Here is a 16,998-nt window from a genome sequence, read left to right on the forward strand (position 1 = left end):
TCCGGCGAGCATGAGCGTCAGTTCTTGTCGTTCGACAGCAGGAATTTGTAAACCACGCCACCAAAAACACCGCCGAACAGCGGCACGAGCCAGAACAGCCAGAGCTGCTCTATCGCCCATCCGCCCTGGAACAGTGCGACGCCGGTGGAACGGGCCGGGTTCACCGACGTATTGGTGACCGGGATGCTGATGAGGTGGATGAGCGTGAGCGCAAGGCCGATGGCGATACCCGCAAACCCGGCGGGAGCGCGGGAATCGGTTGCGCCAAGGATCACGAGAACGAAGAACGTGGTCAGCACGAACTCGATGACGATGGCCGCATGGATCGAGTAACCGCCAGGCGAGTGCTCGCCATAGCCGTTTGACGCAAAACCGCTGGCGGATGCCGAGAAGCCCGCCTTGCCCGATGCGACGACATAAAGCACGAGGCCGGCAAACAGTCCGCCGATGACCTGCACGATAATATAAGGCAGCGCGTTTTTGGGCGGAAAGCGGCCGCTGACCACGAGGCCGACCGTGACAGCCGGGTTGAAATGGCCGCCGGAGATTGCGCCGAACGCGTAGACGCCGGTCAGCACCGTGAGGCCGAAAGCCAGCGCCACGCCGGCATAGCCGATGCCGATATCGGGAACCAGCGCAGCCAGAACCGCGCTGCCTGCGCCGCCCAGCACCAACCAGAATGTGCCCAGAAATTCGGCCGTGAGTGGCTTGGCCAAACCCCTGTTTGTTACCGTTGTGTTGTCGCTCATCGAAGGCTCCTGAAAAATGTCCGATAACGGCAACAGGACCCATGTCCTACGATGCCGGACGATATTAAAGCATACTGCCAAGCTATAAAAAGAACATCACCAGTTTGTTGATTCCATTATTTGTCATATGAATTGTGTTTATTCTGCCACGATCCAATTCATCGATTTGTCACGAATGAGTGCTGACGGGCTCGTGATGAGGGGATTCATATGGTTTTAACCGGAACCGGCGATGGTGCCGGAATGACGCACAACAACGCACGGCCCTTTCACTGGTCGGCAATCCGTTGTGCATCGTGAACACAGGCGAGCGGAACGGAAACCAGACAACATCCTGTATCGTCACCAGCTCTGCCATTTCAGGTTTTCGGCCATTCTCCAGTCTTGCTCCAAACGGGTCGTCTCGCCATGCATGCATCCAGTTCCGGTCGTTTTCTAAAGCCTTTGGCCGTGCTCCTGCTGGCTCTTGCCGTGGCATCATGCGCTTCGAAGGGCCGCGAGCCGGTGCCATCCGACTTCCCCGTCCATGGCATCGACGTGTCGCACTGGCAGGGTGAGATCGACTGGAACGCAGTGCGCACCGGCGGCGTCGCTTTCGCCTTTATCAAGGCGACCGAGGGCGGCGACCATCTCGACAAGCGTTTTCTTGAAAACTGGTATGCCGCCAGAGCTGCGAACGTGCCTCGCGGTGCTTATCACTTTACTTACTGGTGCCGTCCGGCGGATGAGCAGGTCGCGTGGTTCATTGCCAACGTGCCTGTGGACCCGGATGCCCTGCCGCCGGTGCTCGATGTCGAATGGAACGGCCATTCGAAAACCTGCCCGCACAAGATCCCGCGCGCCCGTGCCATCGAGAAGATGAAAATCATGCTCGATGCCATGGAGCGTCATTACGGCAAGCGCCCGATCATCTACACCGACATAACGTTCTTCGAGGATGTGATGCGCGGCGGGTTCGAGCAATATCCGATCTGGGTGCGGAGCATTCCCCGTTATCCGACCCCGCGTTTCGATGGCCGCCGCTGGTACTTCTGGCAGTACACGGCCAAGGGCACGATTCCGGGAATCAAGGGGCCGGTGGATCGCAACGCCTTCTTCGGATCTGTCCGGATGTGGGAGCGCTTCAAAGCCGGAAGGCTATGAGAACCCGACAGCGACAATATGCCCTGATCCGTGCGCGGTAACCATTCCACAGGCGCACGGATGGGGAATTCCTCATTCCCTCTTGAAAAGAGCGCCATAGTGTTGTTAACGTTCCATCAACATAGTTGGTTCCTTATCGTAATTGCAGGCAATGACGCAATGAGGCGTTGTGGCCGGTCGACATATGCCGGGCGATGAGGGCTATCATGCGGGACGGACCTATGCGGTTGACGAAACGAGCCAACATCACGAATCATCCGGAAAACGCGGATGAAGCCGATGCCTCCTCAGTCGATAAACCGCGGCACATCATCCATTTCCCACTTTCCGCGCGCACGACACTGAAAGTCGTCGCTGTTTCGGTCGTCGCGCTGGGGCTGGCCAACTGCAGCTCCGCGCCGCGCTCCACCGGGTTGACCTCCACCCAGGCGAAGGTCGATCCCAAATATGGTGTGAAGCCGAGTCCTCGTGTCGTGAAGAGCGGCAATGTGCCGAAGGGCGGTGGGCGTGCGATGGTCGGCAAGCCATATGTCGTTGCCGGCAAGAAGTTCACGCCAAACGAGAACGAGAACTACGTCGCCGTTGGCACCGCCTCCTGGTATGGTTCGCAATTCCATGGCCGCAAGACGGCGAATGGCGAAGTGTTTGATAAATACTCCTTCGCAGCCGCGCATCCGACATTGCCGCTGCCGAGCTATGTCCGCGTCACGAATTTGACCAACAAGCGCTCGATGATCGTCCGTGTCAACGATCGCGGGCCGTTTCACGGCAACCGTCTGATCGACCTGTCGAAGGGCGCGGCCGAAGCGCTTGACTTCCACCGTCAGGGAACCGCACGCGTCAAGGTTGAATATGTCGGCCGCGCGTCTCTTGGCGGCAGTGACGACCGCAAGCTGCTTGCAACGCTCAATGCCGACGCGCCCGCAACGATCCCGGCGTCGGCACCGGCCGCAGTTCCTGCTCCGGCCCCTGTGATGGTGGCCAGTGCCGAGCCGCCGGCCCCTGTTGTGACAGAGCCTGCTGCACCGCCGGCAGTGGTTCAGGAAACGGTTCGGCCCACGGCGCGCACGCTTGTTGCGCGTCCGGCAGAGCCGGAACCTTCGGCTGATACGCTGGTCGCAGGCCTTCCGGAGCCGCAGGCTCCCGCGCCCTCGCGGCGAATCGTTGCGCCACCGCAGACAATGGCCTTTGCCAATCCGCCGCAGGAAAGCCCGGCGGTCTCTCCGCTGACAGATCTGGTGCGCGAGGTCAGCACATCGGAGGCTAATGCGCCGTTGCCGCCAAGTCGTCCTGCCGAGTTGGCGCGCCGCCGCACGCTTCTGGGCACGCCGACCGCGGCGGCTTCTGAAACGCTTCAGGGTGCGCCAGCTGCCGCTCCGACGCGGCGCGCGCTCGTTGCCAATCTGGCCGCGCCGGCTCAGCGCGAAGCGACGGACAGCAGCGGTGTTTATTTCGAGCCCATGCCGCTGTCGCAGCTGACGCCGCAACGTTTCGTTGCCTTCGGCGGCACGACGAACGGCCAGCCGCAGTAAACGTTTCACGCAGGGCGGAATGTTGCTGTGGGTGCAGTGTTGGCACTGTACGGCCGCGGATGGTGGATAACGGGAATGGACCGGAACTGGCTGCGACGGCTCGCGATCCTTTTGCCGGTTATCGTCACCGCAATGGCTGTTTGCGGCCCGCTCAAGGCGCAGTCTTTCGAGACGGATCTGCCGCGTGCGCTGCTTCTTGATGTCCAGACCGGGACGGTGCTTTTCGAAACAGGCGCCGACGAGAGCTTCGAGCCCGCCAGTCTCACCAAAATCATGACCGCCGAGGTGCTGTTCCACGAGATCAGCGAGGGGCGGGTATCGCCGGATCAGCAATTTCACGTCTCGGAATACGCGTGGCGAACCGGCGGTGCGCCGTCACGGTCCACGGCCATGTTCGCTTCCGTCAACAGCGACATCGCGGTGTCGGATCTGATGCGCGGACTGGTTGTGCCTTCCGGCAACGATGCGGCGATAGTGCTTGCCGAGGGCATCGCCGGTACGGAGACCGCTTTCAGCCTCGCCATGAACCGCCGTGCGCATGACATCGGCTTGAAGGCTTCCAACTTCGTCAACGCGTCCGGTCTCGAAGCAGCGGATCAGCGGACAACGGCACGTGACCTCGCGCGGTTGGCTGTCCATGTTATTGAAACATATCCCGATCTCTACAAGGTGTTTGCGGAACCGGAGTTTATGTGGAACAAGATCCGCCAGCGGAACCGCAATCCCTTGCTGACGCTGAATATCGGTGCTGACGGTTTTCTGACCGGATACACCGAAGCCGCCGGGTTCAGTCTCGTCGGGTCGGCGGTGCTGGATGGGCGGCGGCTGATCGCGGTTGTGTCTGGCGCGAAAACCGCCCGCGACCGGGATCAGGAGGCGCGCAAGCTGCTGGATTGGGGCTTGCGGTCGTTCGAGGTGCGCCGCCTGTTTTCGGCTGGCGAAGTGATTGGCGAAGCGTTGGTTTTCGGTGGAGATAAGCAGGTCGTGACGCTTGTCGCACCGGCGGACATCGACGTGCTGGCGCTGCGTAATCCCGATGCCCGTTTGACGGCGCGCATCGTATACGATGGCCCCATTGCGGCGCCGATTGCAAAGGGCGCAGCCATTGGTCGGCTGGAGGTGCTGAGCGGGTCCACGCGAATGTTCGAAGCACCGCTGGAAACCGGCGAGGCAGTGGAGCAGGGCAGTCTTCATCGGCGCGCGTTCGATGCCGTATATGAATGGGCGACGTCGGCGGTGCGTCAGGCGTTCGAGCGGCTGATATGAGCACATCCGATTTGCAGCCGGGACGATTCATCACGCTTGAAGGCGGCGAGGGTGTGGGCAAATCCACCCAGATGCGCCGGCTCGCCGCGCGGCTGGAAGCCCATGGCCTCACCGTGGTCACGACGCGCGAGCCAGGCGGCTCACCGAAAGCCGAAGCGATTCGCGAGGCTATTCTGGCGGGCCGAACCCGTTCGTTCGGTTCCATGGCGGAGGCTCTGCTGTTTTCGGCGGCCCGCATCGATCATCTCGATACGCTGATCCGGCCAGCGCTGGCGCGCGGGGATTGGGTGATCTGCGATCGTTTCAGCGATTCGACCATGGCTTATCAGGGTGCGAGCGGCGAGCCGGATGCCGCTATTCTGCGTGCACTTGAGCGAATCGTCGTCGGCGATTCGCGCCCCGATCTCACCCTGATTCTCGACATGCCGCCGGAAGTGGGAATGGCGCGTGCGGATGCGCGGCGGCAGGCGCGCGGTGAGGCAACCGACCGCTTCGAGGGCGAGGCCCCGGCTTTCCACCGGGATCTTCGGTCGCGTTTTCTGGCCATTGCCAAGGCCGAGCCGCAGCGGTGCGCGGTGATCGACGCCGACGCATCCGAGGATGAAGTGGAGGACCGGATCTGGCGCGAAGTTGATGCCCGGTTGCTCTCGAAGGTGAGGAATAACGGGAACGACACACCCGCGCAGCCGGTAGATAAACCATGAGCACAGAGGCCGAACCGGATCAGTTTCCCGGCGCTCCCCATCCGCGCAGCCACGGTGCGCTGTTCGGGCTGGAGGAAGCCGAGCGGGAATTTCTCGATGCGTACCGTGCCGGGCGGCTGCATCATGCATGGTTGATCGGCGGCCCGCAGGGGATCGGCAAGGCGACGTTCGCCTATCGCGCGGCGCGTTTCCTGCTGTCGCATCCCGATCCGCAGGCCGATGCGGTGCGTGATGCACGAACGCTGGCGGTCAACCCCGCCTCCGGCGTGTCGGCGAAGGTTGCAGCGCTGTCGCATCCGGATCTTGCCGTGCTGCGCCGCGCGCCGGCGACGGAAAAGAAGGCGGCGTCCACAATCATCCCCGTTGATGCCGTGCGCCGCGCGTTGTCGCTGTTCGCGTCCACGGCGGGCAACGGTGGTTATCGCATCTGCATCGTCGATGCCGTGGATGACCTCAACATCGCCAGTGCGAATGCGCTGCTCAAGGTGATCGAGGAGCCACCGCCCCGCGCGTTGTTTCTGTTGGTCGCCCATTCACCGGGACGGACGCTGGCGACCATCCGCTCGCGTTGCCGCCGCATGTTGTTACGGGCCCTGCCGGAGGCGGACGTCGCCAGCGCAGTGCGCGCCCTGCCGCCGCCGTTCGGTGACGTGGATGAGGCGACGCTGCACAAGGCCGCGAGCCTGTCGCGCGGTTCCGTGCGGACGGCGCTGGGCCTGCTCGATCCGCATACCATCGCGCTGGTGGAACGCGTGCGCGCCATGCTGGAGCGGCTGCCGGCTACTGACCGCGCAGCCCTGCACGATCTGGCCGAATCGATGACAGGCCGTGAGGCCGAGGCGGATTTCGCACTGCTGCTGTCCACCGTGCACGACTGGGTGAGCGAGGTCATCCATAAACGGGCGGGGCAGGGGGCGGTTCACCTTGCACGTTTCGTCGAGGTGTGGGAGAACATCGCACGCGCGGCGCGTGAGACGCAGGTGCTCAATCTCGACCGTCGTCCGCTGGTCCTCAGCCTGTTCGATGATCTTGCGGATGCAGTCCGGCACGCGCACGCCGCATGACACCAATTTTGGCAGAGACTGATGGCCGCACCCGAAACCTTCTATATCACCACCGCCATATCCTACCCCAATGGCGCGCCCCACATCGGCCACGCCTACGAGGCGATCGCGACCGATGCTATCGCGCGCTTCAAGCGGCTTGACGGATATGACGTCTTCTTCATGACCGGCGTGGACGAGCACGGTCTGAAGATGGCGCAGACGGCGGCGAAGGAAGGCATCGGCCCCAAGGAACTTTCCGACAGGCACACGGCGCAGTTCGTCGCCATGGCGGATGCGCTGGCCATTTCGCGTGACCGCTTCATCCGCACGACGGAGCCGGCACATTATGTGGCGTCGCAGGAGCTGTGGCGGCGCATGAAGGCGGCGGGCGACATTTTCCTCGATACCTATGCCGGCTGGTATTCCGTTCGCGACGAGGCGTTCTACGACGAGAGCGAAACCACGCTGCGCGACGGCGTGCGTTATGGGCCGCAGAACACGCCGGTTGAGTGGACGGAGGAAGAAACGTGGTTCTTCCGCCTGTCCGCATATCAGGACCGGCTGCTGGCTTTCTATGAAGCCAATCCGGACTTCATTGGCCCGGACAGCCGCCGCAACGAGGTGGTGAATTTCGTCAAGGGTGGGTTGCAGGATCTCTCGATCTCGCGCACGACGCTGTCGTGGGGCGTGCCGGTGCCGGACGCGCCCGGGCATGTGATGTATGTCTGGGTCGATGCGCTGACCAACTATCTGACGGGAATCGGCTTTCCGGATGAGAACGATGCCGACTGGCGCTTCTGGCCGGCGGATGCGCATGTCATCGGCAAGGACATCACGCGCTTCCACGCCGTTTATTGGCCGGCGTTCCTGCTCTCGGCGGGATTGCCGACGCCCAGGCGCGTTTTCGGCCACGGCTTCCTGACCAACCGCGGCGAGAAGATGTCCAAGTCGCTCGGTAATGTTATCGATCCGGTTGCGCTTTCAAAAGCTTACGGCACGGACCAGTTGCGCTACTTCCTGTTGCGCGAGGTGCCTTTCGGGCAGGACGGCAGCTATAGCCATGAGGCCATCGTCAACCGTATCAATGCGGATTTGGCCAACGATCTTGGTAATCTGGCCCAGCGTTCGCTGTCCATGATCGCCAAGAATCTCGGCGGCGCGCTGCCCGCGCCCGGTCCGCTGGAGCCGGCCGACGAAACGCTGCTCGCCGCGACGGATGCGCTGCTGGCCAAGGCACGTGCGGCGATCGGCGATTTCGCCATTCATACGATCCTGGCCGATGTCTGGGCCGTGGTGGCCGACGCCAATCGCTACTTCGCCGCGCAGGCGCCGTGGGCCTTGCGTAAGACCGATCCCGCGCGCGCCGACACGGTGCTCTATGTCACCGCGGAAGTGCTGCGGCAGGTGGCGATCTTCGCCCAGATTGCGACGCCGGAAGCAGCGGGACGCCTGCTGGATCTGCTGGCGGTTCCTGAAGACGCACGCGACTTCGCCGCTCTGGGGCCTGACGGGCGCATTGCGCCGGGTGTGACGTTGCCGGAGCCTGCGGGTATCTTTCCGCGCTATGTCGAGCCGGAGGAGGGGAGCGCCTCCTGATGCTTGTCGATTCGCATTGCCACCTCGACTACTTCTCCGGGGAGCTGGACAACGTGCTCGCGCGCGCTGCTGCGGCGGGCGTCGGGCAGGTCGTGACGATCTCTACGCGGGTGCGGGAGGCGGCCACTTATCGGGCTATCGCCGAGGCGCATCCGGGCGTGTTCTTCTCCATCGGCACGCATCCGATGCAGGCCAAGGAAGAGCCGGATGTGCAGCTTGAAGAGATTCTGGCGCATACCGGGCATCCGCGCTGCATTGCCATTGGCGAGGCGGGGCTCGATTATTTTTATGAGCGAGAGTCGGCGGAGATTCAGCGGGCGGTGTTCCTCCGGCATATCGAGGCCGCGCGGATCACCGGGCTGCCGCTGGTGATCCACTCCCGCAATGCGGATGACGACATGATCGCCATCCTGACGGATGAAATGGCCAAGGGCCGCTTTACGGCGGTGCTGCATTGCTTCACCTCCGGGCCTGCCTTGGCGGAAACGGGGCTGAAGCTCGGTCTTTACGTGTCGTTCTCGGGTGTCATCACGTTCAAGAAGTCTGCCGAGCTGCGTGCGATTGCCGCCAGCGTGCCGCTGGACCGATTGCTGGTTGAAACGGATGCGCCCTATCTCGCGCCAGAACCGCATCGCGGCAAACGTAACGAGCCGGCGTTCGTCGCGCATACTGCAAAAGTGCTTGCGGACGTGCGAGGCCTCGGCGAACTGGCGTTGGTGCGCCAGACCGGGGAAAACTTCCGCCGCCTGTTCAGCAAGGTCGGGCAGGACAGATTGGCCGGAAGCCTCGCCGCATGACGTTGACGGTGACCATTCTCGGTTGCGGATCTTCGGCAGGCGTGCCGCGTGTCGGAGGCGGCTGGGGGGCGTGCAATCCCGCGAATCCGAAAAACCGCCGACGGCGCTGCTCGATTCATGTCTCACGCCGTGGCGGCAGCGGGCGCGAAACCGGCCTGCTGGTCGATACGGGGCCGGATCTGCGCGAGCAGTTGCTCGATGCGGATATAGAGCATCTCGACGCGGTGCTCTACACCCATGAGCACGCCGACCATACACATGGCATCGATGACCTGCGCGGGCTGGTGCTGCACATGCGTCGTCGGCTCGATGTATATGCGGACGATCACACGCTGGAGTTGTTGTCGCATCGTTTCGGCTATTGCTTCGAAACGCCGCCAGGCAGCAGCTATCCGCCGATTCTCGCGGCGCACAGGCTTGAGGCTGGAGAGAAGGTGGAGTTTTCGGGCGATGGCGGTGTCGTCGATGTTCTGCCGGTGCGGCTCAATCACGGCGATATCGACAGCCTCGCCTTTCGGTTTGAGGCCGATGGCAAGGCAATGGCCTATGCACCGGATGTGAAGAGCATTCCGGCCGCCAGTCTGGATCAACTGCGCGGCCTTGATTTGCTGATCGTCGATTCACTGCGCCACATGCCGCACCAGTCGCATTTCAGTGTCGATGATGCGCTGGCGCTGATCGATAATCTGCGTCCGCGCCGGGCCTTGCTGACCGATCTGCACGCGGATCTCGATTATGATGCGTTGAGCGCGGCCCTGCCCGAGGGCGTGGCCGCTGCCTATGACGGATTGCGTGTCACGCTGTGATCGTGATGCTGACGCGGTTGATGAAGCTGGCAATCGGCCCGCTGACCTCTGAATGCGTCATCACCGGCGTATGCCCCTGATCGGGAACGATGACGACTTCCAGCGTTTCGTGGCGCGCCTTCATCTCATCAAGCGTCTCTTGCCGAAGGATGTCGGACCGCTCGCCCCGCAGCGCGAGCACGGGCAGATCCTTCATCGCTTCGAACATTGGCCACAGGGGCGGCGCGGCTTTTTCCAGATCCACGCCTTCCAGCGTGTTTCGCAGGGCGGGGTCGTAGGCGAGCGTCAGCTTGCCTTCTGATTCGTACCACGTGCCGTGCGCCATCGACTCCCAGTCATGCGCGTCGAGGCTGGGAAACTGTGCGTCCTGATAGGACTTGAGAATGGCGATGGCTTCATCGTAGCTGTCCGGGATCGGCAGCTTACCCAGATAGCCACGAATACGCACAAGCCCCTGCGGCTCGACGACCGGGCCGACATCGTTGAAAACCACGGCGTGAATCAATTCTGGCGCAACGCCGACGAGGCCGAGCACCAGAAGGCCGCCGCGCGAGGTGCCGACGAAGATAGCCCTGTCGATGCCAAGCGCCGAAAGCACTTGCTGCAGATCGTCGATTTCGACGAAGGGGTTGTAGTTTGTCCAGTCCGGATCCCAGTCAGACAGCCCGCGTCCGCGATAATCCACGCAGATGACGCGATGCGGCTGCTGTATGTCGTTCGCCAGCAGCTCTGCCAGATCGTGAAAATCAGCGGCGGTGCGCGCCATGCCGGGCAGGCAGACGACGGCGGGCCGATCGGAAACGGTAGGGCCGTATTCACGCACGTGCAGTTTCAGGCCATCCTTGGCGGAAATATAGACATCACGGAAGCTCTGCGTGGCCGAAGTGTCAGCGTGGGCCGCCGCATCGGCGGCTTTCCGGGGGGCTTGCCGGGCGGTTTTCGTGGCGTCCATATCTTCCTCTCGCAATCGATAACCGATCTGTCGCCGGTTTCTGAGCCGATTTAACTTCCATAACTCTTCGCCATCTGCGTTCAATGCGACGGATCGACCGGAACGCAAACCGCTACTGCTTTAGAGCGTTTTCAGGATAATCGCTCGTCAATAACAGCATCTTTTTGGATGCCGCAAAACGAAGCTATAGCAATACCGTGTGACCACAATACTACTTGCGGCAAGCGGTTCCTTGATTTTTCTCACGCATTGCCGATGGGCGCCGTCACGGAGACGCGCGGCGGCCGCGATGCAGATCTTTCTCGATCAGGAGCGCTGTCTTTTGGTCGAGGCGCTCGCGATACACTTGAAGATTCTCAAGCACGCGCTGGACGTAATTGCGCGTTTCGCTGAAAGGAATGCGCTCGACCCAGTCGATGGCGTCGATGTTGGGCGAGCGCGGGTCGCCATAGGCTGCAATCCACTTGCGGACATTGCCCGGCCCGGCGTTGTACGAGGCGATAGCGAGCACGTAGGAGCCACCCCAACGGTCGACCAGTTCGCCCAGATGCCGCGCGCCGAGGCGAGCGTTATAGGCCGGATCGCTGGTGAGGCGGGTCACGTCATAGGGCAGCCCTGCTCCGCGTGCGGTTTCCCGCGCCGTTGCGGGCATGAGTTGCATCAGGCCGCGCGCCCCGGCATGGGACACGGCCTGGCCGTTGAAGGCGCTCTCCTGCCGGGTAATGGCGTAGATCATCGGCCCTTCTATGGCGGTGGTGTCGATGTCCGGTATGCCGAAGGTTGGGAAGGCCGGCACGTCGAACGGCTTGCCGCGATGCGCTGCGGCCTTGCCGAGAACAAGCGTGGCGCGTGCATCTGCCGCTTCCTCGACGACTTCGGCCAGCGCCGCCAGCCGGTCCGCATCGAGGGATGCGGCCATTCCGGCCAGGAAAGGCAGGATGAGTTCGGTTTCACCGGCTTTGATCAGCAATCTCACGGCCTGCGCGCTACGCATCTGCGCCAGATCGCGCCGTGCCTCTTGCGAGGGTTCGGGCAGAGGCCGCACGCCGACTTCCCCAAGCCCTAGACGCGTGCGCGCGAGCTGGCCGTAGTAGGTCGTGGTGTGCTCTGCCGCGTCATTGTAGAAACCGCGCGATGCGGCTTCATCCTTCTGCGCCTCGGCGGCCCGTCCACGCCAGTAGGCGATGCGAGCCTTCGAAATCGGCATTGTCGCGTGCGGCGTGGCTGTGGCGAAATGCTCCGCGGCGCTGTCGGCATCCTTCAGAAACCGCAAGGCAATCCAGCCGGCAAAGAAAGCAGCGTCGATCTTGTCGGCATCGCTGGTGGCGAAGGGCAGCGCGGCGATTTCGTAAGCCGCCTTGGGCTTGCCGGCGTCGAGCAATGCGCGCGCAACGAGACGTTGCTCCAGCGCCCAGCGCGGGCCAACAGCCAGCATGTCAAGCGTCGCCTGGTCCGCAGCGGGTTCGCCCGCTTCCGCGCTCGCGGGCGTCGGCGCGGCAATAACCTTGGGGGCTGCGATGACCTTGATGTCCGGTGCGCTGTCGGCTGCAGCCGCAGGAGCGGCGATGTCATCGGGTTCTGCATCGCCGGCCTGGGCCGCGTCGTTGTCGGCTTCTGCCGCAGCTTCCGTGGGGCCTTGCCGCGCGGCAAGGGTATTGGCCGCCTTGTTGGGCTCCGCCGCCTTGATCAGTGCCGAGCCGGCGGTTTCGAGTTTATCGGCTCGCCGGTCGAAACGCGCACGCGCAAGCAGATATTCCGGCCTGTCCCACAAGGCCGCAGGCACGGCATCCAGAAGCTTTCCGGCGTCTCGCGCACGCTTGGCGACGGCGGCGAAAGCATCCGCCAGCGCGGCTTCGTCGCGGCCAAGCCGTAGCGCTGTCTCCTGCGCCGCTTCCCAATTCTCCGCGTAAAGCAGCGTGCGCAAACGCGCGCGGTGGTCATCTGCCGAGAAACCGGCGCCGTGAGTGTCGAACAGGGTGCGGCGGGCCGCTGCCGAAAGCGCTTCCTCGCGCCACACGGTCCGCGCCACTTCGAGCGCACGGTCCGCTTGTCCAAGATCGGCGAGCGCCACGCTCAGCGCTATCCGGCCAGCGACGGTTGCGGGCTCCTGTGCCGAGAAAGTGCGCACGACATCTGCCGATGCGGGCCGGCTTCGCAGATATTGCGTCTCGATGCGCCGCCGCAGTGCGGCCGCGCCTGGCCAATCGGGATTGCGGCGGGCGAAGGACTGAAGGCGTGCGAGATCGACGTCCGGATTGCCAAGGCGAATCGCAATCCATTCCAGCGTATCCCGCGTCGCGAGATCGGGAATGCGCGCGGCGGCGGCATCGCCCTCGATGATGTTATTGGCGCGATAGAGGGCCAACGCCTCGCGAAACGCTTCCAGCTCCGGCTCCGGCCATCGCACCTCGATGGGCTCCGGCGCTGGTTTGGTATCCGGAAGCGCGGCGATGGGGAAAGGTTCGGCGGAGGCCGGGGGCCTGTCTGGCGGCGCGGAAGCGGGGATTTGCTCTGCCGGGGTTATCGAGCCCGTTGGCTCGGTGTCGTCATCCCGCCAGCTGCCGATCAATCCGGGGCCGAGGATAACGGCGATCACCGCCAGAGAGAGCACAAGCCCTGTTCCCAGTCGCATCAATGGGTCTCCGTGAAAATGCTCAAGCCGAGAAACCGGCTGTTGCCGTGTTTCAGGGATTGGCCAAAATGCCTCGGTGCATCGGGCGGCAACGAAACGCCGCCCCCTGGACGGGCATGCCGCTTTCCGCGCTTGCTGGCCGTCATCCGCATACTCGCCGCCAGCGATTTAAGAATTGTTAACCACCGCACCGATTGTTGCATATCATCGCGCCCGACGAACATGAAAGAAAGATGTCCAATCGCCGCTCCTCTGCAATATGAGCCTTTGCGCATCGGTATCCAAGTGTTTAAGTAGCGTTCGTCGTTCGACTCGCATTCGTATTTCAGCGGCTTTCATCGAGGCGGATCAGGGAATGCCGCTGATGACGCCACACCGGGAGAGTCCCCGTTTATCCACGGGGAGAGCATCATGGCAGCATATCCGAGATTCAAGGGTTCCTATACCGCCCTCGTAACACCTTTCCGCGATGGCGCGGTCGACGAGGACGCTTTCCGCGCGTTTGTCCAGTGGCAGATCGAGAGCGGCACGGACGGGCTGGTGCCTGTCGGAACGACCGGCGAAAGCCCCACGCTGTCGCATGACGAGCATAAAGATGTCGTGCGCTGGGCGGTCGAGGAATCGCGCGGCCGTGTGCCCGTCATGGCCGGCGCCGGCTCCAACAGCACGGCCGAGGCCATCGATTTTGCCCGCCACGCCGAGGAAGTCGGCGCGGATGCCGTGCTCGTCGTCACCCCTTATTACAACAAGCCGAATCAGGAAGGGCTTTATCAGCACTTCAAGGCCATCAACGATGCCATCGGCATTCCGATCTTCATCTACAACATCCCCCCGCGCTCGGTCATCGATATGTCGGTGGAGACGATGGCGCGACTCTATGAGCTGCCCAATATCGCCGGCGTGAAGGATGCAACATGCAATGTTGCCCGCGTCAGCCTTCAGCGGCAGCTGCTGGGGCCGGATTTCATCCAGTTCTCCGGTGAGGATATCACCACGCTTGGCTTCATCGCTCATGGGGGGCATGGCTGTATCTCGGTCACGTCGAATGTCGCGCCGCGTCAGTGCGCTGACCTGATCCACGCCGCGCTGGATGGGGATTTCGCCGCCGCGCTCACCTTGCAGGACCGGCTGCTGCCCCTGCACACGGGGCTGTTCCTCGACACGAATCCGTCGCCGGTGAAGCATGCGCTGTCGCTGCTGGGCCGGGCGCGTGACGAGGTGCGCTTGCCGATGGTGCCGGTGACGGAGGCAACCAGCGCGAAACTGCGCGCCGCACTCGTGCATGCCGGTGTGCTGAACGACTGATTCGGTGTGGAACGATCTGCGCTGATCGCCGATTGATCGAACGGGATGACGTTACGGCAGACGATGTAAGAATTTGGTACATGCCCGGTTGTTTCCGGGCATGCACTTCAGGAACTCATTCGGGAAAGTAATCGGGTTTATATGGCGCCGAAGGACAAGAACGCGCATCGCATTGTGGCGGACAACCGCAAGGCACGCTTCAACTATGAAATTGTTGACACGATCGAGGCCGGCATATCGCTGACCGGCACCGAGGTAAAGTCGCTGCGCACAGGTAAGGCGACCATCTCCGAGGCCTATGCCGGGCCCTCGGGCGAGGAATTTTTCCTCTTCAACGCCCATATTCCCGAGTATCTTCAGGCCAACCGCTTCAACCACGAGCCGCGCCGCCCCCGCCGCCTGCTGATGCACAAGCGTCAGATCAGCCGCCTCATCGGTGCTACGCAGCGCGAAGGCTTCACCGTGGTTCCCTTGAAGCTTTATTTCAACGATCGCGGCCGCGCGAAAGTCGAGATTGGCCTGGCGCGCGGCAAACAGCTTCACGATAAGCGCGAGACGGAGAAGAAACGCACGTGGGATCGCGATCGCGCCCGTATCATGCGTGAGAAGGGCTGAGGCGTTTTCTCGCCAACGCTCTGCTTGCGGGGTGTTGTTTTAATTTGGCCGATCTGCCGGGCCACGTTCGCTGCCTTCCAGATACGTGCAGATATCTGAAAAAACCGCCCGGAACATATCGGGCGTCAGCACGCGTGTACTCGTGTTGTAGCGCGAGCAGTGATAGCTGTCGTATAATCGGATATTGCTGATATCGTGATGGCCGCCGTGGCGGAAAGTGACGCGTGAGGGCGTGAGGCCGAGCGCGCGAACCGTGGTGTCGTGTGCGATTCGGCCAAGCGCCAGAATGGCCCGAAGATTTGGCATTTCAGCCATTGCGCCAGTCAGAAAGGGCCGGCAGGCGACAATTTCCGCGCCCGTGGGTTTGTTTTCCGGCGGCACGCAACGCACGCCGTTGGTAATGCGGCTGCCGACAAGCTCCAACCCGTCGTCAGGTGAAGCCGCATATACGCCGCGTGCAAGGCCGAACGTCAACAGCGTTTCATACAGCAGGTCGCCGGCATAATCGCCGGTAAACGGGCGGCCGGTGCGGTTGGCACCGCGCAATCCCGGCGCAAGGCCGACGATGAGCAGCCGCGCGTTCAACGGGCCGAACGAAGGCACCGGCGCGTTGAACCACCCCGGTTCCCGCGCCTGCCACTCGTGGCGAAATTCCGCCAGTCGCGGGCAGAATTGACAATTCGCGTCAGGCCCCGTCGCAGGAGCCTCACGCAATGTCATCGTCTTCGTTTGCCTGGTTGCGGATGCCGTAGCGGCGCTCCACCAGAGAACGGGCCTTGGCGTCATCCTGACGCCCATCGGTTTCTGGCTGCTGCCGGGGGGCGCGATCGCCATGCTCACGGCCAATCAACGGAATGAGCTGCGAGATGTCGATGAACTCGTCCGCCTGCCGGCGCAATTCATCGGCGATCATCGGCGGCTGGGTCTGGATCGTCGAAACCACGATAACCCGAACACCGCGCCGCTGCATGGCCTCTGCGAGCGAACGAAAATCGCCGTCACCCGAAAACAGGATCATTTCATCGATGAAGGGGGCGATTTCGAGCGCATCGATAGCCAGCTCGATATCCATATTACCCTTGATCTTGCGGCGTCCGGCGGAGTCGACGAACTCCTTCGTCGGCTTGGTGACGACGCGGTAGCCGTTGTAATCCAGCCAGTCCACCAGCGGGCGGATGGATGAATACTCCTGATCCTCGATCATGGCGGTGTAGTAGAACGCGCGCACCAAGCGCCCGTTGTGGTTGTATGACCTCAGCAACCGCTTGAAATCGACGTCGAAGCCCAGACTCTTCGTGGTGGCATAAAGGTTGGCCCCGTCAATAAACAAGGCGCGGCGCGTCACAGACATTACATAGGGTCTTTCACATTAAATGAATGAATGGAAACCGGCCTGGGGCCGTGAGGCTGCCTTGTGACGAACCGGGATGGTGAATAAGCCGGGGTGCGTGGCAGGCGCCCGCTGACAAAATTGGAAAATAACCTTTATCATTACAAACAGATTCGAATCACTTCAGCCTCTCACCAAATATGTAGCCCGGAAAATATCGGCGCAAAAAACCGATATGCCAGTATCATAAACTATGGAACTGCCGCGAAAGATACGCTTGAACGCTTAATCCGAAGCTTTCTTCGTTGGATAAACAATCAAGGTGTTTCTGTTCAACAGCCGGTCCGTCACCAGTTATGCAGGCTGCAAGACGTGATGTTGCCTGATACCACGGTGTCAGGTCATATTCACCGCACGCTCTGTTGCCTTACATATTACATCAGGATCATCTGATTTCAATCTGTATAACCTGCGATTTTATGAATATCGGAACATCTGTATATCCATAGGATTCAGGGTGCTTAA

The 16,998-nt window shown here is 62.1% G+C and carries 15 protein-coding genes; 10 read left to right on the forward strand and 5 right to left on the reverse strand.

Going from position 1 to position 16,998, the window contains the following annotated elements; all coding sequences use genetic code 11:
- Window positions 1–17: 17 nt before the first annotated feature.
- A complete protein-coding gene (gene aqpZ, locus FHS81_RS00735) occupies window positions 18–716 on the reverse strand; it encodes an aquaporin Z (RefSeq protein WP_183750721.1) in 699 nt (232 codons plus the stop codon).
- 441 nt (window positions 717–1,157) lie between these two features.
- On the opposite strand from aqpZ, the gene FHS81_RS00740 reads away from it, so the two are divergent.
- The 8 genes from FHS81_RS00740 (at window position 1,158) to FHS81_RS00775 (ending at window position 9,639) form a co-directional block, all read left to right on the forward strand.
- Window positions 1,158–1,892 (forward strand): glycoside hydrolase family 25 protein, encoded by a 735-nt coding sequence (locus tag FHS81_RS00740; RefSeq protein ID WP_183750131.1) that lies wholly within the window; start codon window positions 1,158–1,160, stop codon window positions 1,890–1,892.
- Between the two features lie 206 nt (window positions 1,893–2,098).
- Window positions 2,099–3,424, forward strand: coding sequence for a septal ring lytic transglycosylase RlpA family protein (locus FHS81_RS19125; protein ID WP_281374394.1), 1,326 nt, complete (start codon window positions 2,099–2,101; stop codon window positions 3,422–3,424).
- Window positions 3,425–3,499: 75 nt separating this feature from the next.
- Window positions 3,500–4,690, forward strand: coding sequence for a D-alanyl-D-alanine carboxypeptidase family protein (locus tag FHS81_RS00750; protein ID WP_183750132.1), 1,191 nt, complete (start codon window positions 3,500–3,502; stop codon window positions 4,688–4,690).
- Entirely contained in the window at window positions 4,687–5,394 is a 708-nt protein-coding gene (tmk, locus tag FHS81_RS00755) for a dTMP kinase (protein WP_183750133.1), read from the forward strand. Before FHS81_RS00750 ends, tmk begins: the two co-directional genes overlap by 4 nt.
- Window positions 5,391–6,458: a DNA polymerase III subunit delta' gene (locus FHS81_RS00760; protein WP_183750134.1), complete on the forward strand. Its 1,068-nt coding sequence runs from the start codon at window positions 5,391–5,393 to the stop codon at window positions 6,456–6,458. The genes tmk and FHS81_RS00760 overlap by 4 nt, the downstream gene beginning before the upstream one ends.
- A 21-nt stretch (window positions 6,459–6,479) precedes the next feature.
- On the forward strand, window positions 6,480–8,036 hold the full coding sequence (gene metG, locus FHS81_RS00765; RefSeq protein WP_183750135.1) for a methionine--tRNA ligase: 1,557 nt from the start codon (window positions 6,480–6,482) through the stop codon (window positions 8,034–8,036).
- Window positions 8,036–8,833 carry a TatD family hydrolase gene (locus tag FHS81_RS00770; RefSeq protein WP_183750136.1) on the forward strand — a complete coding sequence of 266 codons (798 nt, stop codon included), beginning with the start codon at window positions 8,036–8,038 and terminating at the stop codon, window positions 8,831–8,833. The genes metG and FHS81_RS00770 overlap by 1 nt, the downstream gene beginning before the upstream one ends.
- Complete coding sequence (locus FHS81_RS00775) at window positions 8,830–9,639, forward strand: MBL fold metallo-hydrolase (RefSeq protein WP_183750137.1); 810 nt, start codon at window positions 8,830–8,832, stop codon at window positions 9,637–9,639. The genes FHS81_RS00770 and FHS81_RS00775 overlap by 4 nt, the downstream gene beginning before the upstream one ends.
- Here FHS81_RS00775 and FHS81_RS00780 read toward each other — a convergent pair.
- Window positions 9,629–10,591 (reverse strand): alpha/beta fold hydrolase, encoded by a 963-nt coding sequence (locus tag FHS81_RS00780; RefSeq protein ID WP_183750138.1) that lies wholly within the window; start codon window positions 10,589–10,591, stop codon window positions 9,629–9,631. The two genes, FHS81_RS00775 and FHS81_RS00780, sit on opposite strands and share 11 nt — an antisense overlap.
- A 265-nt stretch (window positions 10,592–10,856) precedes the next feature.
- Complete coding sequence (locus FHS81_RS00785; RefSeq protein ID WP_183750139.1) at window positions 10,857–13,223, reverse strand: lytic transglycosylase domain-containing protein; 2,367 nt, start codon at window positions 13,221–13,223, stop codon at window positions 10,857–10,859.
- 411 nt (window positions 13,224–13,634) lie between these two features.
- On the opposite strand from FHS81_RS00785, the gene dapA reads away from it, so the two are divergent.
- On the forward strand, window positions 13,635–14,528 hold the full coding sequence (gene dapA, locus FHS81_RS00790; protein ID WP_183750140.1) for a 4-hydroxy-tetrahydrodipicolinate synthase: 894 nt from the start codon (window positions 13,635–13,637) through the stop codon (window positions 14,526–14,528).
- Between the two features lie 141 nt (window positions 14,529–14,669).
- The gene (smpB, locus tag FHS81_RS00795) at window positions 14,670–15,143 is read left to right on the forward strand and encodes an SsrA-binding protein SmpB (RefSeq protein ID WP_183750141.1); all 474 of its coding nucleotides are present in this window, start codon (window positions 14,670–14,672) and stop codon (window positions 15,141–15,143) included.
- Window positions 15,144–15,182: 39 nt separating this feature from the next.
- Here the strand turns inward: smpB and FHS81_RS00800 are convergent, their stop codons facing one another.
- Window positions 15,183–15,863, reverse strand: a complete 681-nt coding sequence (locus FHS81_RS00800; RefSeq protein WP_183750142.1) for a uracil-DNA glycosylase — start codon at window positions 15,861–15,863, stop codon at window positions 15,183–15,185.
- Window positions 15,850–16,494, reverse strand: coding sequence for a LabA-like NYN domain-containing protein (locus tag FHS81_RS00805; protein ID WP_183750143.1), 645 nt, complete (start codon window positions 16,492–16,494; stop codon window positions 15,850–15,852). The genes FHS81_RS00800 and FHS81_RS00805 overlap by 14 nt, the downstream gene beginning before the upstream one ends.
- Window positions 16,495–16,998: the final 504 nt, after the last annotated feature.

It is taken from the genome of Pseudochelatococcus contaminans, assembly GCF_014195635.1.
Classification (GTDB): domain Bacteria; phylum Pseudomonadota; class Alphaproteobacteria; order Rhizobiales; family Beijerinckiaceae; genus Pseudochelatococcus; species Pseudochelatococcus contaminans.